Source organism: Streptomyces sp. NPDC001941 (genome assembly GCF_040296945.1).
In the GTDB taxonomy this organism is placed as follows: Bacteria; Actinomycetota; Actinomycetes; order Streptomycetales; family Streptomycetaceae; genus Streptomyces.
This window is the reverse complement of sequence record NZ_JBEOYE010000085.1, coordinates 2615-27717: the sequence shown is the minus strand read 5'-3', so window position 1 is coordinate 27717 and position 25103 is coordinate 2615. Positions and strand designations below refer to the sequence as shown.

The 25103-nt window shown below is 74.2% G+C and carries 2 protein-coding genes (1 of these 2 cut by a window edge); both read left to right on the top strand.

Features of this window, described 5'->3' with window-relative positions; translation table 11 throughout:
- On the top strand, window positions 1-5979 hold the 3' end of the coding sequence (locus ABT160_RS36840) for a non-ribosomal peptide synthetase (protein WP_351652453.1). It extends 6888 nt beyond the left edge of the window; only the last 5979 of its 12867 coding nucleotides appear in the window; the start codon falls outside the window, past its left edge; its stop codon occupies window positions 5977-5979.
- Window positions 5979-25103 carry a non-ribosomal peptide synthase/polyketide synthase gene (locus ABT160_RS36835; protein ID WP_351652451.1) on the top strand — a complete coding sequence of 6375 codons (19125 nt, stop codon included), beginning with the start codon at window positions 5979-5981 and terminating at the stop codon, window positions 25101-25103. The genes ABT160_RS36840 and ABT160_RS36835 overlap by 1 nt, the downstream gene beginning before the upstream one ends.

Sequence of the window (25103 nt, the reverse complement as noted above, 5' to 3'; positions counted from 1 at the left end):
GTCCTGGACGAGGTCGAGGCCATCCTCGCGGGCCGGGGCGCGGAACTGCCGGAGCCGCTCCCGTTCCGTACCTTCGTCGCCCAGGTGCGCGGCGGCGTGCCGCGTGCGGAGCACGAGCGCTACTTCGGTGAGTTGCTGGGCGACGTGACCGAGCCGACCGCGCCGTACAGCCTCGCGGACGTGCGCGGCGACGGTGCCGACACGGTGCACGAGGTCGTGGCGTTCCCGCCGGACCTCGACACCAGGCTGCGCGCCGTGTCACGACGGCTCGGCATCAGCACCGCGACCGTCGTGCACGTCGCCTGGGCCCGCGTCCTGGCCGCCGTCAGCGACCGGCAGGACGTGGTCTTCGGCTCGGTCCTGTACGGACGCCTGAACGCGGGCGCCGGAGCCGACCGGGTCGCCGGCCCGTTCATGAACACCCTGCCCGTCCGCGTCCGCACCGGCGAACTCGGCGTCCTGCAAGCCGTGTCCGCGATGCGCGGCCAGCTCGCGGAGCTCCTGGAGCACGAGCACGCGCCGCTCGTCGTCGCCCAGCGCGCCAGCGGGATCACCGGTGACTCCCCCCTGTTCACGTCCTTCCTCAACTACCGCCGCAACCCGGGCCGTGCCGTCGACGAGGGCATGGAGGGAGTGCGCCTGGTCTCGGTGCGCGAGCGCACGAACTACCCGCTCGTGATCCTCCTCGACGACTACGGTGACCGGACGGAGGTCGCGGTCGACTCCGTGTCGCCCATCGACTCCCGCGCGGTCGGAGTCCTGGTGCGCACCGCCGCCGGGAACCTCGTCGCGGCCCTGGAGACCGCCCTGGACGGCGGCCCCGAACTGGCCCTGGACCAGGTGGACGTCCTGGACGCGCAGGAGCGGGAGCGCGTCCTCGTCGAGTGGAACGACACGGCCTCGGACTCCGAACCCAGCCTGGTTCACGAGCTGTTCGAGGAGACCGCAGGACGTGCTCCGCGTGCGACTGCCCTGGTGGCTGATGGTTCGTCGGTGTCGTACGGGGAGTTGGAGGCGCGGGCGAACCGGATTGCGCATTATCTGATCGGTCAGGGGATCGGTGCGGAGTCGGTGGTGGGTCTGTGCCTGCCGCGTGGCGCGGAGATGATTGCCGGGATCCTGGGTGTGTGGAAGGCGGGTGCGGGTTATCTGCCGATCGATCCGGGGCAGCCGACGGATCGTATTGCGTTCATGCTGCGGGACAGTGGTGCGGCGCTGGCGCTGACGACTGAGGAGATCCTGGACGAGCTGCCCGCCGGGCGGTCGCGTCTGGTGGCCCTCGACGACACGTTCGTGGAGATGCAGCTCGCGGGGGCTTCCACCGAGGCGCCGGGTCGCACGGTGGACCCGACCTCGCTCGCGTACGTGATCTACACGTCGGGGTCGACGGGCCAGCCCAAGGGTGTGGCGGTGACCCATGGCGGGTTGGCCAACTATACGGCCTCCGTGCCCGCCCGCGTGGGCTTCGGCGGCGTGGGTGCGCGGTACGCGCTGCTTCAGGCGCAGGCGACGGACCTGGGCAACACGGTGGTGTTCGCGAGCCTGGTGAGCGGTGGCGAGCTGCACATCCTGGACGAGGGTGCGGTGACGGACCCCGTCGCGGTGGCCGCGTACCTGGCCGAGCATCAGATCGATCATTTCAAAGCGGTTCCCTCGCACCTGGCGGCGCTCGCGTCGGCGGGAGGCATCGCGGGTGTCCTGCCGACGCAGTCCCTGGTACTGGGTGGTGAGGCAGCTTCTCCCGCATTCATAGGGGAGTTGGTGGCTGCCGCTGGTGAGCGGGGTGTGCACAACCATTACGGTCCGACGGAGACGACGATCGGTGTCGCGACGACCCGTCTGACGGCATCCAGCACATCCGATGGCGTGGTGCCGGTCGGTACCCCGGTGGCGAACACGCGGTTCTACGTTCTGGACGGCTGTCTGCGTCCGGTGGCCCCCGGTGTGGCTGGTGAGCTGTACGTGTCGGGTGCGCAGCTGGCGCGGGGGTACGTCAAGCGTCCCGGGCTGACCGGCGAGCGGTTCGTCGCGAACCCCTTCGCCGCCGGGGAGCGGATGTACCGCACCGGCGACCGCGCGAAGTGGACCGCCGACGGACAGATCGTCTTCCTCGGCCGCGCCGACGACCAGGTCAAGATCCGCGGTTACCGGATCGAGCCCGGCGAGGTCCAGGGCGTCCTCACCGCCCACCCGCTGGTCGAGCAGGCCGCCGTGGTGGCCAGGGAGGACACGCCCGGGGACCGCAGGCTCGTCGCGTACGTCGTGCCCGAGGACCGGGCGGACGCCGACGACGAACTGGCCGCGTCCGTCCGTACTTTCGCGGGCCAGCGCCTCCCCGAGCACATGGTTCCCTCCGCGGTCGTCGTCCTGGACGCGCTGCCGCTGACCGGCAACGGCAAGCTGGACCGGCGGGCGCTGCCCGCCCCGGACTTCGCCGCGCTCGCCGGTGCCGGGCGGGCTCCGGCGGACGTGCGCGAGGAGATCCTCTGCGCGGCGTTCGCCGAGGTCCTTGAGCTGGACACGGTCGGCGTGGACGACGACTTCTTCGAGCTGGGCGGCCACTCGCTGGTCGCGGTGCGGCTGGTGGAGCTGCTGCGCGGGCGCGGGGTCTCCGTGTCGGTGCGGGCGCTGTTCGACCACCCGACGGTGGCGGCCCTTGCGGCCTCGTCGGGCGCCGCGCAGGTTTCCGTACCGGACAACCTGATTCCGGACGGGGCGACCGAGATCACGCCCGCGATGCTGCCGCTCGTGGAGCTGACCGAGTCCGAGGTCGCGCGGATCGTGGCCTCCGTCGAGGGCGGTGCGGCCAACGTCAAGGACGTCTACCCGCTCGCCCCGCTCCAGGAGGGCCTGCTCTTCCACCACCGGCTCGCCGACGGCGGTGACGACGCGTACGTGATGCCCGCGGTCCTGGAGTTCGACTCGCGCGCCCGCCTGGACGCCTTCGTGGACGCCCTGGCCCGCGTGGTGGAGCGCCACGACATCTACCGCACCGCCTATGTGTGGGAGGGCCTGCGCGAGCCCGTGCAGGTGGTCCTGCGGCGCGCCCCCCTGCCGGTGACCGAGGTGGTCCTCGACGCGGCGGCCCCCGACCCGGTGGCCGCGCTGGTGGCCGCCGGCGGGTCCCGAATGGACCTGGGGCGGGCCCCGCTGCTCGACCTGCACGTGGCGGCCGTGCCGGGCGCCGACCCGGAGCGCTGGATGGCGCTGATCCGGGCGCACCACATGGTCCGCGACGGCACCGCGCTCGAAGTGCTCCTGGAGGAGGTGACCGCGTTCCTCGACGGGCGCGGCGCGGAGCTGCCGGAGCCGCTGCCGTTCCGTACGTTCGTCGCCCAGGCGCGCGGCGGCGTGGCACGCTCGGAGCACGAGCGCTACTTCGCCGAACTGCTCGGCGACGTCACCGAGACCACCGCGCCCTACGGCCTGGTGGACGCGCACGGCGACGGCGCGGGCCTGGCCCGCGCGCGGGCCGCGGCGTCCCCGGAGCTGACGGCCCGGCTGAGGGAGGCGGCGCGCCGGGCGGGCGTGAGCGCGGCGACGGTCCTGCACGTGGCCTGGGCGCGGGTGCTCGCGGCCGTCAGCGGGCGCGAGGACGTCGTCTTCGGCACGGTCCTGTTCGGCCGGATGAACGCGGGCGTGGGCGCCGACCGGGTGCCCGGGCCGTTCATCAACACCCTTCCCGTACGCGTCCCCACGTCTCGCACCGGGGCGCTCGGTGCCCTGCGGGCGATGCGCGGGCAGCTGGCCGGGCTGATGGAGCACGAGCACGCCCCGCTGGTGGTGGCGCAGCGGGCGGCGGCCCTGGACGGGGACGCGCCGCTGTTCACCGCGTGCCTCAACTACCGGCGCAGCGTGGGCCAGGACCTGGACGCGCGGTGGAACGCCTCGCTGCCCGGCACCCGGCTGCTGTTCACCCACGAGCGCACCAACTACCCGCTGGCGCTGCTGGTCGACGACTCCGGCGACGGCATCGACCTGATCGTGGACGCCGTCGCGCCGGTCGACCCCGAGGCCGTCGTCGCCCTGGCCCACACGGCGGTCGAGGGCCTGGTGGACGCGGTCGAACGCGCCCTGGACGGCGGCCCGGACGCGCCGCTGGCGACGGTCGGGGTGCTGGGCGAGGACGGGCGCCGCCAGGTGCTCGACGCCTGGAACGACACCGCCGCGCCGGTGGGCCGAGCCACGGTCCCCGAGCTGTTCGCGGCCCAGGTGCGGCGCGACCCGGACGCGGTCGCCGTCGCCTCGGACGACGCGGAGCTGACGTACGCGGAGCTCGACGCGCGGGCCGAGCGGCTCGCCCGGTTCCTGCGGGCGCGCGGCGTCGGACCCGAGTCGGTCGTCGCGGTCGTGCGCGAGCGGGGCGTCGAGCTGGTGGTGACCCTGCTCGGGGTGCTCAAGGCGGGCGGCGCCTACCTGCCGGTCGACCCGGAGTACCCGGCGGAGCGCATCGCGTTCATGCTCCGCGAGTCGGGTGCGTGCGCGGTCCTCGCGTCGGCGCTGTGCGCCCCCGTGGTGCCCGGGGACACGAAGATCCCGGTGCACGTCCTGGACGCGCCGCCGCTGGCCGACGAGATCGACGCGCCGGGCGCCCCGGCGCCGGACGCGGAAGGGCCCGCGGTCCCGCTGCTGGCCGCCCACCCCGCGTACATGATCTTCACCTCGGGCTCGACCGGCCGCCCCAAGGGCGTCGTCGTCACGCACACCGGCGTGGCCAGCCTGGTGGCGGCGCAGCGGGAGCGCTTCGAGGTCGGCGCGGACAGCCGCGTCCTGCAGTTCGCCTCGCCCGGCTTCGACGCCGCGACCTGGGAACTGGTGATGGCCCTGTGCTCCGGCGCCCGGCTGGTCGTGGCGCCGGCCGAGACGCTGCTGCCCGGCGGCGGGCTCGCCGAGCTGGTCGCCCGGCACGGCGTCACCCACGCCACCCTGCCGCCCGCCGTCCTGTCCGTCCTCGACCCCGGGGACCTGGCGCCCGTCACCACCCTGGTGTCGGCGGGCGAGGCGCTGGGCGGCGAACTGGTCGCCCGCTTCGCGCCGGGACGCCGCTTCGTCAACGCCTACGGCCCCACCGAGACGACCGTCTGCGCCACCATGTCCGACGCGCTGGGCGCGGACGACGACCGGCCCGGCATCGGCACCCCGATCACCAACTCCCGGGTGTACGTCCTGGACGGCGGCCTCAACCCGGTGCCGGTCGGCGTCGACGGCGAGCTGTACGTCGCCGGGGCCGGGCTCGCCCGGTCCTACGTGGGCCGCCCCGGCCTGACCGCCGAGCGCTTCGTCGCCTCGCCCTTCGACGGCGCGGGCGCACGGCTCTACCGCACCGGCGACCGGGTCCGCTGGACCGCCGACGGGAAGCTGGTCTTCGCCAGCCGCGTCGACGACCAGGTCAAGATCCGCGGCTTCCGCATCGAACCGGGCGAGGTCCAGGCCGTCCTGGCCGCCCACCCCGGCGTCGCCCAGGCCGCGGTCGTCGTCCGCGAGGACGGCGCGGCCGGCCGGCACCTGGTCGGGTACGTCGTGCCCGCCGCCCCCGGCACCGGCGAACTGGAGCACGCGGTGCGGCGGTTCGCCGAGGAGCGGCTGCCCGCCCACATGGTGCCGTCCGCGCTCGTCGTCCTGGACGCGCTGCCGCTGACGGCCAACGGCAAGGTGGACCGGGCCGCGCTGCCCGGCCCGACGGGCGCGCCCGCCGCCGGACGCGCACCCGCCAACGAGCGCGAACGCCTGCTCTGCACGGCCTTCGCCGACGTCCTCGGCCTGCCGGAAGTCGGCGTCGACGACGACTTCTTCGCCCTCGGCGGGCACTCCCTGCTGGCCGCGCGCCTCACCGCCCGTCTGCGGACGGTGCTGGGCGTCGAGGTGCCGCTGCGGGTGCTGTTCCGGGCCCGGACCGTGTCCGGACTCGTACGACAGCTTGGAAATGTGAGCTCTGCTAGGCCCGCGCTGCGGCCGATGCGTACCCAGGAGGAGTCCTGATGATCCCGTTGTCTTTCGCGCAGCGTCGGCTGTGGTTCATCGCCCAGCTGGAAGGACCCAGCGCGGCCTACAACATCCGGGTCGCCCAGCGCCTGACCGGACCGGTCGACCCGGCGGTCCTCGACGCGGCCCTGCGGGACGTGATCGGCCGCCACGAGATCCTGCGCACGGTGTACGGGGTGACGGACGGCGAGCCGCACCAGCGGGTGCTGTCCGCCGCCGACACCGGCTTCCGGCTGGCCACCGCGACCGTGGACGCCGGCGACCTCGACCGCGAGATCGCGGCGGCCGCCGCCCGGCCCTACGACCTGACCAGCGAGATCCCGGTGCGCGCCTGGCTGTTCACCACCGCGCCCGAGGCACACGTCCTGGTCATGACCGTGCACCACATCGCGGGCGACGGCTGGTCCATGGGCCCCCTCGGCCGGGACCTGTCCGCCGCCTACGCGGCCCGCCTGGACGGCGCCGCCCCCGACTGGCAGCCGCTGCCCGTCCAGTACGCCGACTACACGCTGTGGCAGCGCGAACTGCTCGGCGACCCCGGCGACCCCGACAGCCTCTTCTCCCGCCAGGTCACCCACTGGCGCGACGCGCTGGCCGGCGTGCCCGAGGAACTGGAACTGCCCTACGACCGGAGCCGTCCCGCCGTCCTCGGCCACCGCTCCCACACCGTGCCGTTCGCCCTGCCCGCCGCCGTGCACGCCCGGCTCGCCGAGGTCGCCCTCGCCGAGGGCGTCACCCTGTTCACCGCGCTCCAGTCCGCCCTCGCCGTGACCCTGTCCCGGCTGGGCGCGGGTGACGACGTCCCCCTCGGCTCCGTCCACGCCGGACGCGGCGACGAGGCCCTCGACGACCTCGTCGGCTTCTTCGTCAGCACCCTCGTGCTGCGCGCCGACCTCTCCGGCGACCCGACCTTCCGCACGCTGCTCGCCCGCGTGCAGGAGGCAGGACTGGCCGCCCAGGAGCACCAGGACGTGCCCTTCGAGAAGCTCGTCGAGGAGCTCGCGCCCACCCGCTCGCTGGCCAGGCACCCGCTGTTCCAGGTCATGCTGATGCTCCAGAACACCGGCGAAGCCGCCCTGCGGCTGCCCGGCGTCCAGGCCGAACCGGTGCCCACCGGGCCCACGGCCGCCCGCTTCGACCTGGAGTTCTCCCTCGGCGAGCGCTTCGACGCGCACGGCGCCCCCGACGGGCTGCACGGCACCCTCACCGCCGCCGCCGACCTCTTCGACGAGGACTCCGCCCGCTGGATCGCCGACCGGCTCGCCCTGGTCGCCGACGCCCTCGCCACCGACCCGGACGCCCCCGTCGGCGACGCCCGCACCCTCGACGTCGCCGAACTGCACCAGGTGCTCCACACCTGGAACGACAACGGCCCGCGGCCCCCGGCCGCCACGCTGCCCGCGCTGTTCGAGGCCCAGGCGGACCGCACGCCCGACGCCGTCGCCCTGGTCGACGGCGACGACACCCGTACGTACGCCGCCCTCGACCGGCAGTCCACCGCCCTGGCCCACCGCCTCGCCCGGCACGGCGTGGGACCCGAGAGCGTCGTCGCCGTCGTCATGGAGCGCGGCGCCGACCTGGTCGCCGCCCTGCTGGCCGTCGCCAAGGCGGGCGGCTCCTACCTGCCCGTCGACCCCGAGTACCCGGCCGAGCGCATCGCCTACATGCTCGACGACGCCCGCCCGGTGTGCGTCCTCACCGACAGCGCGCACGCCGCCGACGTCCCCGGCGACACCCCGCTGCTCCTCGTCGACGGCGGCGCCCTCGCCGAGGGAGCCGAGGGCGGCGACACCGGGCCCGGGACCGAACCGCCCGGCCGCGCCGTGCTGCTGCCCCAGCACCCGGCGTACGTCATCCACACCTCCGGCTCCACCGGCCTGCCCAAGGGCGTCGTCGTGAGCCACGGCGCGCTCGCCGACCACCTGCGCGCCGCCGCCGTACGCGTCCCCCTCGGCCCCGGCGACCGGCTCGTCGCCGTCACCACCGTGTCGTTCGACATCGCCGCGCTCGAACTCTTCCTGCCGCTCGTCACCGGCGCCGCCGTCGTCCTCGCCGACCGCGACACCGTCCGCGACCCCGACGCGCTCCTCGCCCTCCTGCGCACCAGCGGCGCCACCGCCCTGCAAGCGGTCCCCTCGCTCTGGCGCGCCCTGCTCGCCGCGGGGGACTGGCCCGCCAGCGTGCGCGCCCTGGTCGGCGGCGAGGCCCTGCCCGCCGAACTCGCCGCCCGGCTGCACGCCCTCGGCGTGCCCGCCGTCAACCTCTACGGGCCCACCGAAGCCACCATCTGGGCCACCTCCGCCGAGATCACCGAAGGACCCGTCCGCATCGGCCGCCCCTTCACCGGCACCCGCGCCCACGTCCTGGACGCCCGGCTGCGACCCGTCGCCCCCGGCACCACGGGAGAGCTCTACCTCGCGGGCGGCCAGCTCGCCCGCGGCTACCTGGGGCGCCCCGGCCTCACCGCCGAACGCTTCGTCGCCTCCCCGTTCGCCCCCGGCGAGCGCCTCTACCGCACCGGAGACCTCGCCCGACACCGCCGCGACGGCGACCTCGTCTGCCTCGGCCGCACCGACGGCCAGGTCAAGGTCCGCGGCTTCCGCATCGAGACCGGCGAGGTCGAGGCCGTCCTCGAACGCCACCCCCGCGTCGCCCGCGCCGCCGTCGTCGTACGCGAGGACGCCCCCGGCGACACCCGCCTGGTCGCCTACGCGACCCCCGCCGACCCGGAGGAGCGCCCCGATGCCGCGCAGCTGCGGGCCCACGTGGGCGCGAGCCTGCCGGGTCACATGGTGCCGTCTGCGGTCCTGGTGCTGGACGCACTGCCGCTGACCGCCAACGGCAAGCTCGACCGCGCGGCCCTGCCCGCCCCCGAGGGGCCGCAGACCGGCGGACGCGGACCCGCGGACCTGCGCGAGGAACTGCTGTGCGCCGTCTTCGCCGACGTCCTCGGCCTGCCCCGGGTCGGCGTCGACGACGACTTCTTCGCCCTCGGCGGCCACTCGCTGCTCGCCGTCGACCTCATGGCACGCGCCCGCGCCGTCCTCGGCGCGGCCGTACCCGTGCGCGCCCTCTTCCAGAACCCCACCCCGGCCGGACTCGCCCGCGCCGCGGCCACCGCCCACGACACCGCCGTCCCCGCCGACCTCATCCCGGACGGGGCCACCACCCTCACGCCCGAGATGCTGCCGCTCGCCGACCTGACGGCCGGGGAACTGGACCGGATCGTCGCCGCCGTCGACGGCGGCGCCGCCAACATCGCCGACGTCTACCCGCTCGCCCCGCTCCAGGAGGGCCTGCTCTTCCACCACCTGCTCGCCGACGGCGGCCAGGACGCCTACGTCCAGCCCACCGTCCTCGCCTTCGACGACCGCGCGCGGCTCGACGCGTTCACCGACGCCCTGCGCCACGTCGTGGACCGCCACGACATCCTGCGCACCGCCCTGCTCTGGCAGGACCTGCGCGAACCCGTCCAGGTCGTGCTCCGCCACGTCGAACTGCCCGTCACCGAGACGGTCCTCGACCCCGAGGGCGGCGACCCCGTCCAGCAGCTCCTCGCCGCGGGCAGCGGCCCCCTGGACCTCACCCGCGCCCCGCTGCTCGCCCTGCACACCGCCGCCGACCCCGCAGGGAACGGCTGGCTCGCCCTCGTGCGCGCCCACCACACCGTGCAGGACCACACCACCCTGGACACGGTCCTCAGCGAGGTCCGCGCCCACCTCGAAGGCCGCGCCGCCGCCCTGCCCGCCCCCGCGCGCTTCCGCGACCTCGTCGCCCGCGTGCGCGCCGCCGGACCCGCCGCCGCCCACGAGCCGTACTTCGCCGAACTCCTCGGCGACGTCACCGAACCCACCGCCCCCTACGGCCTGGTGGACACCCGCGGCGACGGCAGCGGGTCCCGGCGCGCCCGGGTGCCCCTCGACCCCGCGCTCGCCACCCGGCTGCGCACCGTCGCACGCGACGCCGGAGCGAGCCCCGCCACGATCCTGCACCTCGCCTGGGCCCGCGTCCTCGCCGCCGTCTCCGGCCGCGACGACGTCGTCTTCGGCACCGTCCTGTCCGGCCGCCTCGGCGCCGCCGCCGACAGCGCCGCCCCCGGCCCGTACATCAACCTGCTGCCCGTCCGCGTCCGCACGGCCGGCACCGGCTCCCTGGCCGCGCTCGGCGCGCTGCGCGACCAGCTCGCCCGCCTGCTCGACCACGAGCACGCGCCCCTGGCCACCGCCCAGCGGGCCTCCGGCGTCACCGGCGACACGCCCCTGTTCACGTCCCTGTTCAACTACCGCCGCGCCGGCGCACCCGGCGGCACCGGCATCGAGGGCGTCCGCACCGTCCACGCCCAGGAACGCTCCAACTACCCGCTCGCCGTGTCCGTCGACGACGACGGCGAGACGCTCACCCTCAACGTCGACGCGCGCCGGCCCGTCTCCCCGGACGCCGTCGCCGCACACCTGCGCACCGCGCTCGACGCACTCCTGGACGCACTCGCCGAAGCGGCCGACGGCGGACCCGACCGGGCCCCCGCCGACCTGCCCGTCCTCGACGCGGCGAAACTCCGGCGCACCCTCGTCACCTGGAACGACACCGCCACCGAGGTGGCACCCACCACCGTCCCCGACCTGTTCGCCGCCCAGGCCGCCCGCACCCCCGACGCCATCGCCGTCACCGCGGGCGACGACGACCGGCTCACCTTCGCCGCCCTCGACGCCGCCGCCAACCGCGTCGCCCGGCTCCTGGCCGCACGCGGCATCGGCCCCGAATCCCTCGTCGGCGTCTGCCTGGACCGCGACACCCGCCTGATCACCGCCCTCCTCGGCGTCCTCAAGGCCGGAGCCGCCCACCTGCCGCTCGACCCGCACCACCCCGCCGACCGGCTCGCGTACACCATCGGCGACGCCGCGCCCGCGGCCGTCCTCGCCACCAGGGCGACCGCCGCCGCCCTGCCCGACGGCGCCACCGAGGTGATCCTCCTCGACACCGAGGACCTCGACGCCCTCGACGCCGGCCCCCTGGACGTGGTGATCCGCCCCGAGCACACCGCGTACGTCATCTACACCTCCGGCTCGACCGGCCGCCCCAAGGGCGTCGCCGTGCCGCACGCCGGACTCGCCAACCTCCACGCCTTCCAGCGCACCGGAGGCGTCGAACGCCCCGGCGAACGCCTGCGCGTCGCCCTCACCTACTCGCTGTCCTTCGACGCCTCCTGGGAACTGCTCCTGTGGATGGTCGGCGGCCACGAACTGCACCTCGTCCCCGACGACGTGCGCCGCGACACCACCGCCCTGGCCCGCCACGTCACCGCGGCCCGGATCGACCTGATGGCCGTCACCCCCGTCCAGGCCGAACAGCTCCTGGACGAGGGCCTCCTGGACGCCCCGCACCACCCGCGCGCCCTGCTGCTCGGCGGCGACGCCGTCGGCGCGGGCCTCTGGGAGCGGCTGCGCGCCCACGACGGGGTCCTCGGCCTGAACTTCTACGGCCCCACCGAGGCCACCGTCCACGTCCTGTGGCACGGCACCGACCGGGGCCCGACCCCGCTCATCGGCCGCCCCCTGCCCAACACCCGCGCCTACGTCCTCGACGCCGCCCTGCGGCCCGTCCCGCCGGGCGTCGCCGGTGAGCTGTACGTGTCCGGAGCGGGCCTGGCCCGCGGCTACACCGGGCGCCCCGGCCTGACCGCCGAACGCTTCGTCGCCAACCCCCACGCGCCGGGCACCCGGATGTACCGCACCGGCGACCTCGTCCGCCAGGACGAGGAAGGCCACGCCGAGTACCTCGGCCGCACCGACGACCAGGTCAAGATCCGCGGCTACCGCATCGAACCCGGCGAGGTCGCCGCCGTCGCCGCCGCCCACCCCGGCGTCACCCGCGCCGCCGTCGTCGCACGCGAGGACACCCCGGGCGACCGCCGCCTCGTCGCCTACGTAGTGCCCCGGCACGCGGGCGACGAACTCGCCTCGTCTCTAAGGGAGTTCATCGGCGCCCGGCTCCCCGAGCACATGGTGCCCGCCGTCGTCGTCGCCCTGGACGCCCTGCCGCTGTCCGCCAACGGCAAGCTCGACCGCGCCGCCCTGCCCGCCCCCGCCTACGCCGTCCACCGCGGACGCGGCCCCGCCACGCTCCACGAAGAACTGCTGTGCGGCGCCTACGCCCAGGTCCTCGGCCTGCCCGAAGTCGGCGTCGACGACGACTTCTTCGCCCTCGGCGGCCACTCGCTGCTCGCCACCCGCCTCATCAGCCGGATCCGCACCGTCCTCGGTGTCGAGGTGCCGCTGCGCACCCTCTTCGAGGCGCCCACGCCCGCCGGACTCGCCGTCCGGCTCACCGGCGCCGCCCACGCGCGCCCCGCGCTCAGGGCCGCGGAACGCCCCGGCCGCGTCCCGCTGTCCTTCGCCCAGCGCCGCCTGTGGTTCGTCGGCCAGCTCGAAGGACCCGGCGCCACCTACAACATCCCCGTCGCGCTGCGCCTCAACGGCGCCCTCGACCGGGACGCGCTCGCCGCTGCCCTCAGGGACGTGACCGCGCGGCACGAGGTGCTCCGTACCGTCTTCGAGGTCGTGGACGGCGAGCCGTACCAGCGCGTCCTGCCCCCCGAGGCGGTCGACCCGCTGCCCGCGACGGCCGTCACCACGACCGACCCGCGCGAACTCGCCGCAGCCGTCGACGCCTTCGTCGGCCACGCATTCGATCTCGCGTCCGAAGTCCCGCTGCGCGCCGCCCTGTTCGCCACCGGGGACGACGCACACGTCCTGGTCCTGACCGTGCACCACATAGCCGCCGACGGCTGGTCCATGGAACCGCTGGCCCGGGACCTGTCCACCGCGTACGCCGCCCGCAGCACGGGCGGCGCCCCGCAGTGGGAGCCGCTGCCCGTGCAGTACGCCGACTACGCGCTCTGGCAGCGCGACCTGCTCGGCGACGAGACCGACGCGGACAGCGTGATGGGCCGTCAACTCGCCTACTGGCGTACGGCACTGGAGGGCGCGCCGGAGGAGCTCGACCTCCCCGTCGACCACCCGCGCCCCACCGTGCCCACCCACCGCGGCCACAACATCCCGCTCGACGTCCCGGCCGCCGTGCACGCGCGGCTCGTCGAGGTCGCCCGGGCCGAGGGCGTCACCACGTTCATGGTCCTCCAGGCCGCCCTGGCGATGCTGCTCTCCAGGCTCGGCGCCGGTACGGACGTCCCGATCGGCTCCGCCAACGCCGGCCGCACGGACGAGGCCCTGGACGACCTGGTCGGCTTCTTCATCAACACCCTCGTCATCCGGACCGACCTGACCGGCGACCCCACGTTCCGCCAGGTCCTCGGCCGTGTCCGCGAGACGAGCCTGTCGGCCTTCGCCCACCAGGACGTGCCCTTCGAGAAGCTGGTGGAGGAGCTGGCCCCGGCCCGCTCGCTCTCCCGGCACCCGCTGTTCCAGGTGATGCTGAAGGTCCAGAACACCGGCGAGGCCGTCCTCGACCTGCCCGGCCTCGAAGCCGAGGGCCTGGCCGCCGGCGCCTCCGCCGCCAAGTTCGACCTCGACGCCTCGGTGTCGGAGGTCTTCGACGGCGACGGCGCCCCGGCGGGCCTGCGCGGCTCGGTGGTGGCTTCCGCCGACCTCTTCGAGGCCCCGACCGCCGAGCGCCTGGTCGCCCGCTGGGTGCGGGCCGTCGAGCGGCTGACCGCCGACCCCGAGGCGCCGCTGAGCACGCTGGACGTCCTGGACGAGGTCGAGCGTGGTCGGCTGTTGGGGGAGTGGGGCGGTTCGGCTGCCGAGGTGGTGGCCGGTTCGCTGGTGGAGCTGTTCGAGGGTCAGGTGGTGCGGTCGCCGGAGGCGGTGGCCGTGGTGTCCGGCGGTGAGGAGTTGTCGTTCGCCGAGGTGGATGTGCGGGCGAATCGTCTGGCGCGTCATCTGGTGGGTCTGGGCGTGGGCCCGGATGTGCTGGTGGGCGTGTGTCTGGGGCGTGGTGCGTCGCTGGTGGTGGGTCTGCTGGCGGTGTTGAAGGCGGGGGGTGCGTATCTGGCGCTGGATCCGGAGTATCCGGGGGAGCGGCTGGCGTACATGGTGGGGGATGCGAATCCCGCCGTGGTGATCGCCTCGACCGCGACCGCCGCTGCCGTGCCCGCGTCGGACGCCGCTCTCGTGGTGCTCGACGAGGAGCGGACCGCGGCCGGGATCGCCTCGCTGGACGCTGACGCGCTCGGCGTGCGGGTCGGTCCGGATTCTGCGGCGTATGTGATCTATACGTCGGGGTCGACGGGGCGTCCGAAGGGTGTGGTGGTTGCGCATCGGGGTGTGGTGTCTCTGTGTGAGGCGCATGCGCGGTCGGTGTTTGCTTCTGCGGTGCCGTTGCGGGTGGCGTTGACGACGTCGGTGTCCTTCGATGCGTCGTGGAATCAGTTGTCGGCTCTGTTCGCTGGTCATGCGTTGCATGTGGTGGATGGGGAGACGTGGCTGGATGCGGGGCGTCTGGTGGCGTGGGTGCGGGCGTCGCGGATCGATTTCGCTGAGGTGACGCCGTCGTACCTCCAAGTCCTCGTGGATGAGGGTCTGTTCGATGGGGAGTGGCGTCCGGGTCGGATTGGTGTGGGTGGTGAGGCGGTTCCTGCGGGGTTGTGGGAGTCGTTGCGGGGTCTGGATGGTGTGGAGGGGTTCAACTTCTACGGTCCGACCGAGGCCACGGTGGACACGGCGATCGCGCGTCTGTCGTCGTCCGCTGATGTCGTGGTGGGCCGGCCTGTCCCGAACGCCCGGGTGTTCGTCCTCGACGAGTGGCTGCGTCCGGTGCCGGTGGGTGTGGCGGGTGAGCTGTATGTGTCGGGTGCGGGTGTGGCCCGGGGCTATGTGGGTCGTGCTGATCTGACGGCTGAGCGGTTCGTGGCGTCCCCGTTCGAGGCGGGTGTACGGATGTACCGCTCGGGCGACCGCGTGAAGTGGTCGGCCGATGGTCAGCTGGTGTTCCTGGGGCGTGTCGATGATCAGGTGAAGGTGCGGGGTTTCCGTATCGAGCTGGGTGAGGTGCAGGCGGCCGTGGCCGCGCACCCGCAGGTCGCCCGCGCCGCCGTCGTCGTCCGCGAGGACCGGCCCGGTGACCGTCGCCTCGTCGCCTATGTGGTGGCCCAGGGCCGGATCACCGGTTCGGTCGCCGAGTTCGCGGGGCAGAGCCTTCCGGAGTACATGGTTCCGTCGGCGGTGGTGGTGCTGGACGCGCTGCCGCTGACGGCGAACGGCAAGCTGGACCGCAAGGCCCTGCCCGCCCCCGAGCACGTCACCTCCGTAGGGGGTCGTGGTCCGTCGAATGCGCGTGAGGAGATCGTCTGCGCGGCGTTCGCCGAGGTCCTGGGCGTGGACAGCGTGGGCGTGGACGAGGACTTCTTCGAGCTGGGAGGCCAGTCCCTGCTGGCCATCCGGCTGGTCGCCCTCCTCCAGAAGCGCGGCGTGTCCGTCTCCGTACGCGCCTTCTTCCAGGCGCCGACCCCGGCCGCCCTCGCCGCGTCGGTGGGCGCCGAGCACGTTTCCATACCGGACAACCTGATTCCGGAAGGCGCCACCGCCCTCACCCCCGCGATGCTCCCCCTGGTCGACCTGACGGCTGAGGAACTGGACCGGGTCGTCGCCACCGTCGAGGGTGGCGCGGCCAACATCGCGGACGTGTACCCGCTGGCCCCGCTCCAGGAGGGGCTGCTCTTCCACCACCTGCTCGCCGACGGCGGCGACGACGCGTACGTCCTGCCCACGGTCCTGGAGTTCGACTCCCGGGCCCGGCTGGACGCGTTCGCCGACGCCCTGCGCCAGGTCGTGGAGCGCCACGACATCTACCGCACCTCGATCGTGTGGGAAGGTCTGAGCTCACCGGTCCAGGTGGTGTGGCGCAACGCCACGCTTCCGGTCACGGAAGTGGTGCTCGACGCCGACGGTGGTGACCCGGTCGAGCAGATCCTCGCCGCCGGCGGCCTGACGATGGACCTCTCCCAGGCCCCGCTGCTCGGCCTGCACGTCGCTGCCGTGCCCGGCGGGGACACCTGGCTGGGGCTGCTGCGCGCCCACCACGTGGTGCGCGACCACACCGCCCTGGAGATCGTCTTCGGCGAGGTGCAGAAGATCCTCGCCGGGCGCGGCCGGGAGCTGCCCGAGCCGCTGCCGTTCCGCACCTTCGTCGCCCGGACCCGGGGCGCCGACCGGCGCGCGGCGCAGGAGGCGTACTTCGCCGACCTGCTCGGCGACGTCACCGAGCCCACCGCGCCGTTCGGCGTCGCCGAGATCCGCGGCGACGGCGGCACCTCCGTACGCGAAGTCGTCCCGTTCGCCGACGAGTTGACCGGGCGGCTGCGCGAGGTCGCGCGGCGCCTCGGCGCCAGCCCCGCGACCGTGCTGCACGTCGCCTGGGGCCGGGTGCTGGCCGCGGTGTCCGGCCGTACGGACGTGGTCTTCGGCACCGTCCTGTTCGGCCGCATGAACGCGGGCGAAGGCGCCGACCGGGTCCCCGGCCCGTACATGAACACCCTGCCCGTGCGCGTGCGCACCGAGGCGTTCGGCGTGCTCGGCGCGGTGTCCGCGATGCGCGACCAGCTCGCCCGCCTCCTGGAGCACGAGCACGCCCCGCTCGCGCTCGCCCAGCGCGCCTCCGGGGTCACCGGCGACAGCCCGCTGTTCACCGCCCTCTTCAACTACCGCCACCACACGGACCGTTCGGACGGTGCGGGCCCGCGCGGCGAACTGCCCGGCGTCACCCTGCGGTTCGCCGAGGAACGCGACAACTTCCCGCTCGCGCTCTCCGTCGACGACCACGGCGACGGCATCAAGCTCGCCGTCGACGCGGTCGCCCCGGTCGACTCCAAGCTGGTCGGCGGCCTGATGCGGACCGCCGCCCACAACCTGGTGGCCGCCCTGGAGACCGCCCTCGCCGAGGGCCGCGACGCACCGCTCGGCTCCGTCCAGGTCCTGGACGAGACCGGCCTCGGCCAGGTGCTCGGCACCTGGAACGACACCCGCGTCGACGTGCCCGCCGCCACGGTCGTCGGCCTCTTCGAGGCACGCGCGGCAGCGGCCCCGGACGCGGTCGCCGTCGTCGACGGCGCCACCGAGCTGACGTACGGCGAACTCGACGCCCGCGCCGACCGCCTCGCCCACCACCTCGTCGACCGGGGCGTCGGCCCCGAGTCCGTGGTCGCGCTCTGCCTGGAGCGCGGCGCGGGCCTGGTCACGGCCGTCCTCGCGGTGCTCAAGGCGGGCGGCGCCTACCTGCCCGTCGACCAGGACCTCCCGGCCGAGCGCATCGCCTACATGCTCGACGACGCCCGGCCGGTCGCGGTGATCGCCTCCACGGCGACCGTGGACCGCGTGCCCGCCTCGGACGCCGCCCTCGTCGTCGTCGACGAGGAGTGGACCGCCGTACGGATCAAGGGACTTCGCGCCGCGGCACCCGCCGCCGGCATCCGGCCCGAGCACCCCGCGTACGTCATCTACACCTCCGGTTCGACCGGCCGCCCCAAGGGAGTGGTCCTCACCCACGCGGGCTTCGCCAACACCATCGCGGGCAGCGTCGCCCGCTTCCGGCCGGAACCCGGCTCCCGCGTCGCCCAGTTCGCCTCCGCCGGCTTCGACATCTTCTGCCTGGAGTGGTCCCTCGCCCTCACCACCGGCGCCACCCTCGTCGTCGTCCCCGGCCACCGGCGCCTGGGCTCCGAACTGACCGAGTTCCTCGCCGAACAGCGCATCACCCACGCCTCCCTGCCGCCCGGCGTCCTGGCCGGCCTGGAGGACGGGACGATCGCCCCCGACGTCGTCCTGGAGGTCGGCGGCGAGGCGTCCTCGCCCGAGCTGATCGACCGCTGGGCGCGCGGCCGCACCCTGTTCAACACCTACGGCCCGACGGAGACCACCGTCGACGCCACCGTCTGGCGCTGCGAGCCCGGCGTCACCGACGTGCCCATCGGCACCCCCATCGGCAACACCCGCACCTACGTCCTGGACGGCGCCCTCGCGCCGGTGCCCGTCGGCGTCGCCGGAGAGCTGTACGTCGCCGGATCCGGCCTGGCCCGCGGCTACCTCAACCGCCCGGAACTCACCGGCGAACGCTTCATCGCCGACCCCTTCTCCGCCACCGGCGGACGCCTCTACCGCACCGGCGACCTGGTGCGCTGGAACACCGGCGGCCAGATCGAGTACCTCGGCCGCGTCGACGACCAGGTCAAGGTCCGCGGCTTCCGCATCGAACTCGGCGAGGTGCAGTCCGCCGTCGTCGCCCACCCGGGCGTCGACCGGGCCGCCGTCGTCGTCCGCGAGGACACCCCCGGCGACAAGCGGCTCGTCGCCTACGTCGTGCCCGCGGGACCCCACGACGGCGAACTGCCCGCCGACATCGGGCGGTTCACGTCCGACCGGCTGCCCGCGCACATGGTCCCGGCCGCCGTCGTCGTCCTCGATGACCTGCCCCTGACCGCCAACGGAAAGCTCGACCGCAGGGCCCTGCCCGCCCCGGCGCCCACCGACGGCGCCCCCGCCACCCGGGGGCCCGCCACGCTCCAGGAGGAGATCCTGTGCGGCGTGTTCGCCCAGGTCCTCGGCCTGCCCGCGATCGGCGTCGACGACGACTTCTTCGCCCACGGCGGCCACTCCCTGCTCGCCGTCCGGCTCATCAGCCGGGTCCGTACCGTCCTCGGCGTCGAGGTGCCCCTGCGCACCCTCTTCGAAGCGCCGACCGTCACCGCCCTCGCCGCCCGCCTCACCGGCGCCGGCGCCGCCCGGACCGCCCTGGCCCCCGCCGACCGCCCCGAGCGGGTCCCGCTGTCCTTCGCCCAGCGCCGCCTGTGGTTCATCGGCCAGCTGGAGGGCCCCAGCTCCACCTACAACATCCCGATGGGCCTGCGCCTGTCCGGGCCGCTGGACCAGGACGCGCTCGACGCGGCCCTGCGCGACGTCGTGGCCCGCCACGAGGTCCTGCGCACCCGCTTCCCGGCCGTCGACGGCGAACCCCACCAGCAGGTCCTGCCCGCCGACGGCCTCGACCGGCTGCTCGACGTGCGCACGACCACCGAGGACGGCCTCGCCGAGGCCGTCACCAGCGCGGCCGAGCACGTCTTCGACCTGGCCGCCGAGATCCCCGTACGCGCCACGCTGTTCCGGCTGGCGCCCGAGGAGCACGCCCTCGTCGTCGTCGTCCACCACATCGCCACCGACGGCTGGTCCACCGGGCCCCTCGCCCGCGACGTGTCCGTCGCCTACGCCGCACGCCGCGAAGGCCGCGCGCCCCACTGGGAGCCGCTGCCCGTGCAGTACGCCGACTACGCGCTCTGGCAGCGCGAGCTGCTCGGCGACGAACGCGACCCCGACAGCGTCATGGGCCGCCAGGTCGCCCACTGGCGCCGCGCCCTCGACGGCGCCCCCGAGGAACTGGAGCTGCCCTTCGACCACACCCGCCCGCCCGTCGCCACCCACCGCGGCCACAGCGTCCCCGTCGACGTCCCCGCCGCCGTCCACGCCCGGCTCCTCGACGTGGCGCGCACCGAGGGCGTCACCGTCTTCATGGTCCTCCAGGCCGCCCTGTCCATGCTCCTGTCCCGGCTCGGCGCCGGGCGGGACATCCCCCTCGGCTCGCCCAACGCCGGACGCACCGACGAGGCCCTCGACGACCTCATCGGCTCGTTCGTCAACACCCTGGTGCTGCGCACCGACCTGACCGGCGACCCCACGTTCCGCGAGGTCCTCGCCCGCGTACGGGAGAACAGCCTGCGGGCCTTCGCCCACCAGGACGTGCCCTTCGAACGGCTCGTCGAGGAACTCGCCCCGAGCCGCTCCATGGCCCGGCACGCCCTGTTCCAGGTGATGCTCACCCTGCAGAACACCTCCGAGGCCGTCCTCGAACTCCCCGGCCTGCGCGCCACCGCCCTCACCACGGGCGCCGCCAAGGCCAAGTTCGACCTCGACGTCATCGTCGGCGAGGCCTTCGACGACCACGGCGCGCCCGCGGGCGTCCGGGGCCTGGTCACCGCGGCGGCCGACCTGTTCACCCCGGCAAGCACAGCCCGCCTCGTGGCCGGCCTCACCCAGGTCCTCGACGTCCTCACCACCGCGCCGGGCACCCGGCTCAGCGCACTGGAGGTCCTCGACGCCGCCGAACGCAGGCGCATCCTCACCGAGTGGAACGACACGGCGACCGACGTGGCACCCGCCACCGTGCCCGCCCTGTTCGCCGCCCACGTGGCCCGCGACCCCGGCGCGACCGCCGTCGTCGCCGACGGCACCGAGGTGACGTACGGCGAACTCGACGCCCGCGCCAACGCCCTGGCCCACCACCTCGCCGACCGGGGTGTCGGCCCCGAGACCGTCGTCGCCGTCTGCCTGGAGCGCGGCACCGACCTCATGGTGGCGCTCCTGGCCGTCCTCAAGGCGGGCGGCGCCTACATGCCGGTCGACCCGGACTACCCGGCCGACCGCGTCGCGTACATGCTCGGCGACGCCGCCCCCGCCCTGGTCCTGGCCTCCGCCGCGACCCGGGCCACGGCGGACGGCCACGGCGTCGGCGTCCTGCTCGTCGACGGCACCCCCGACCGGGCCGACGCACCGCCGGCCCCCGCCCTGGCCGTCACCCACCCCGCGTACGTCATCTACACCTCGGGCTCCACCGGCCGCCCCAAGGGCGTCCTGGTCTCCCACCACGGCGTCGCCGCGCTCGTCGCCGGACACGAACGCGACCTCGGCGTCGGACCCGGCGCCCGGGTCGCCCAGTTCGCCTCGGCCGGCTTCGACACCTTCGGCTGGGAGTGGTTCATGGCCCTCCTGACCGGCTCCGCCCTGGTGGTCGTCCCCACCGACAAGCGGCTCGGCGAGGCCCTGCCCGCGTTCCTCACCGCCCACGGCGTCACCCACGCCACCCTGCCGCCCGCCGTCCTGGCCACCCTCGACGAGAACGGCATCGACAGCGGCACCGTCCTCGTCGTCGCCGGCGAGGCCTGCCCGCCCGACGTGATGGCCCGCTGGGCCCGCGGCCACCGGCTGTTCAACTCCTACGGCCCGACCGAGACCACCGTCGACGCCACCCTGTGGCGCTGCGACCCCGCCTCCGACGAAGTCGCCATCGGCACCCCGGTCGTCAACACCGGCGTGTACGTCCTCGACGCCCACCTCGCCCCCGTGCCCGTCGGCGTCGCGGGCGAGCTGTACGTCTCCGGCGACGGCCTGGCCCGCGGCTACCTCGGCCGGCCCGACCTGACCGCCGAGCGGTTCGTCGCCAACCACCTGGCAGGCGACGGCTCCCGCCTCTACCGCACCGGCGACCGCGCCAAGTGGACCGCCGCCGGACAGCTCGTCTTCGCGGGCCGCACCGACGACCAGGTCAAGATCCGCGGCTTCCGCATCGAACCCGGCGAGGTCGCCGCCGTCCTGACGGCCCATCCGTCTGTCGCCCAGGCCGCCGTCGTCGTCCGCGAGGACACCCCCGGCGACAAGCGGCTCGTCGGCTACCTCGTGCCCGCCGACGGCGCGTCCGCCTGGTCGCCCTCGACCGGCGCGTCCGTCCTCGCCCTGGCCGCCGAACGACTGCCCGACTACATGGTGCCGTCGGCGCTCGTCGCCCTCGACGCCCTCCCGCTCACCGTCAACCGCAAGCTCGACCGCAAGGCCCTGCCCGCCCCCGACTGGACGACCGGCGGCACGACCGCCGCACGCGGACCGGCCGACGTGCGCGAAGAACTCCTGTGCGGCGTGTTCGCCCAGGTCCTCGGCGTCGACCGGGTCGACGTCGACGACGACTTCTTCGCCCTCGGCGGCCACTCCCTGCTCGCCGTGCGCCTCGCCAGCCGCGTCCGCGCCGTCCTCGGCGTCGACCTCGACATCCGCGTCCTCTTCGACGCGCCCACCGTCGCCGGACTCGCCGCCGAACTCGACGGCGCGGGAGAGGCACGGCTCGCGCTCACGGCGGGCGAACGACCCGACCGCGTACCCCTGTCCTTCGCCCAGCAGCGCCTGTGGTTCATCAGCGAACTGGAGGGCCCCACCGCCACCTACAACATCCCCGTCGCCCTGCGCCTCGAAGGAGACGTGGACACCGACGCCCTGGAGACGGCCCTGCGGGACGTCATCACCCGGCACGAGGTGCTGCGCACCGTCTACCGCACCACGGACGGCCGCCCCCACCAGCACGTCCTGCCGCCGGGCGCCCCCTGGAACCTGGAGCGCACCCCGGTCGCCCCCGACGCCCTCCAGGACGCGGTCCGGGCAGCCGCGGAGCGCCCGTTCGACCTCACGGACGAACTGCCGCTCAGGGCAACGCTGTTCGAAGCCGGGTCAAGCGTCGAAACGCAGGAGAGCGGTCCCGTCCTCCTCGTGGTCGTCCACCACATCGCGGGCGACGGATGGTCCTGGGGACCGCTCGCCGACGACCTCACGACCGCCTACACGGCGCGTGCCGCGGGCCGCGTCCCGGCCTGGGAGCCGCTGCCCGTGCAGTACGCCGACTACGCGCTCTGGCAGCGCGACCTGCTCGGCGACGAAACCGACCCCGACAGCCTGATGAGCCGTCAAATCGCCTACTGGAAGGAGACCCTGGCGGGCATCCCGGAGGAACTCACCCTGCCCGCCGACCGCACCAGGCCCGCCGTCGCCTCGCACCAGGGACACGTCGTACCCCTGGACGTCCCGGCCGCCGTGCACGCGCGGCTCGTCGAGGTCGCCCGGGCCGAGGGCGTCACGACCTTCATGGTCCTCCAGGCCGCCCTGGCCATGCTGCTCTCCAGGCTCGGCGCCGGTACGGACGTCCCGATCGGCTCCGCCAACGCGGGCCGCACCGACGTCGCCCTGGACGACCTGGTCGGCTTCTTCATCAACACCCTCGTCCTGCGCACCGACCTGACCGGCGACCCCACGTTCCGCCAGGTCCTCGGCCGCGTCCGCAAGACCAGCCTGGCCGCCCTCGCCCACCAGGAGGTGCCGTTCGAACGCCTGGTGGAGGAACTGGCGCCGAGCCGATCCCTCGCCCGACACCCCCTGTTCCAGGTGCAGTTGGACCTCCAGAACAACGCTGAGGCCGTCCTCCGACTGCCCGGCGTCACGGCCCGCGCCCTGCGCGCCGGGTCGACCCTCGCCAAGTTCGACCTCGAGGTCGGACTCGCCGAGACGTACGACTCCGACGGCGCCCCGGCCGGCCTGCGCGGCCAGCTCACCGCGGCCGCCGACCTCTTCGACCGGGAGACGGTCGAGGACCTGGCGGCCCGCCTCACCCGGACCGTCGGCACCCTGACGGCGGCCCCCCGCACCCGCCTCAGCGCCCTCGACGTGCTGGGCGACGACGACCGCCGACGCGTACTGGAGGACTGGAATGCCACTGCCACGGACCTTGGGACGCTGCTGGTGCCGGAGCTGTATGCGGCGCAGGTGGTCCGGACACCGGACGCCGTCGCCGTGGTGGCGGGCGCGGAGTCGCTGACGTACGGGGAGCTGGATGCTCGGGCGAATCGTCTGGCTGGGTATTTGGTGGGTCAGGGGATTGGTGCGGAGTCGCTGGTGGGTCTGTGCCTGCCGCGTGGTGTCGACGCCGTGGTGAGCATGCTTGCGGTGTGGAAGGCGGGTGCTGGGTATCTGCCGATCGATCCGGAGTATCCGGCCGAGCGGATCAATTTCATGCTGGGTGATTCGGGTGCGGCGCTGACGCTGACGACCGAGGAGATCCTGGACGACCTCCCGGCGGGACGTAACCGGTACGTGGCCGTCGACAGTGCTCTCGTGCGGATGCAGGTTGCGTCCGCGTCGGGTGAGGCTCCGGCGCTTGCTGTCGATGGTCGTTCGCTGGCGTACGTGATCTACACGTCGGGGTCGACGGGCCGTCCGAAGGGTGTGGCGATCACCCACGAGGGCCTGGCGAACTATGTGTCGTGGGCTGTGGGTGCGTACGGAGATGGTGGTGGTAGTGCGCCGCTGCACTCCTCGCTCGCTTTCGATCTGACCGTGACGAGCGTCTTGGTGCCGCTGGTGTCCGGGGCGACGGTCATCGCGAGTGAGGCCGGTGGCGCGGAGGGGCTTGCGGACCTGGTCCGGGAGCCGGGTGGGTTCGGTCTGGTGAAGGCGGTACCGGGACACCTGCCGCTGCTGAAGGAGCTGCTGTCGGAGGAGGCTGCTGCCCGATCGGCCCGTACGTGGGTCGTGGGTGGTGAGGCACTGCCTCCGGCGGTGGTGCGGGACTGGCTGGCGCTGGCCCCCGAGTCGGTGGTCGTCAACGAGTACGGTCCCACGGAGACCGTGGTCGGTTGCTGTGTCTTTGAGATAGTGGCTGGTCAGGAGCTGGGTGAGTCGGTGCCGATCGGTCGTCCGATCGCGAACACCCGCCTGTACGTCCTTGACGAGCGTCTTCAGCCGGTCGCTCCGGGTGTCGCCGGTGAGCTGTACATCGCGGGCATCCAGCTCGCCCGCGGTTACGTCAAGCGTCCCGGCCTGACGGCCGAGCGCTTCACCGCGAACCCCTTCGAGCCGGGTCAGCGCATGTACCGCACGGGTGACGTGGCCCGCTGGAGCCGTGACGGTGTCCTGGAATACCTGGGCCGTTCCGATGAGCAGGTCAAGGTGCGTGGTTTCCGGATCGAGCCGGGTGAGGTGCAGGCGGTCGTGGCCGCGCACCGTGAGGTGGCCCAGGCCGCCGTGATCGCCCGTGAGGACGTGCCGGGTGACACCCGACTCGTCGCCTACGTCGTCCCGTCGGATCTTGAGGACGTTGGTGTTGAACTCGCAGCTCAGGTGCGGGAGTTCGCGTCCGTGCGGCTGCCGGAGCACATGGTGCCGTCGGCGGTCGTCGTCCTGGACGCGCTGCCGCTGACCGGCAACGGCAAGCTCGACCGCAAGGCGCTGCCCGCGCCGGACGCGTCCGGCTTCGCCGGTGTCGGACGCGCACCGGCCAGCCGTGAGGAGGAGGTCCTCTGCGAGGCGTTCGCCCAGGTCCTGCGCGTCGAGCGGGTCGGCGTCGACGACGACTTCTTCGCCCTCGGCGGCCACTCCCTGCTCGCGACCGAACTCGTCACCCGCGTCCGTGCCGCGCTCGGCGTGGACGTCGAGATCCGGGCGCTCTTCAACGCACCCACGCCGGCCGGTCTCGCCCGCCAGCTCGGAAAGGAGAAGACGAGCCGCCCGAGCCTCCGCCGGATGAGGTGA

Coding starts and splice junctions, on each gene's coding strand:
- ABT160_RS36835 (WP_351652451.1), top strand. CDS start 5,979: ATGATCCCGTTGTCTTTCGCGCAGCGTCGGCTGTGGTTCATCGCCCAG.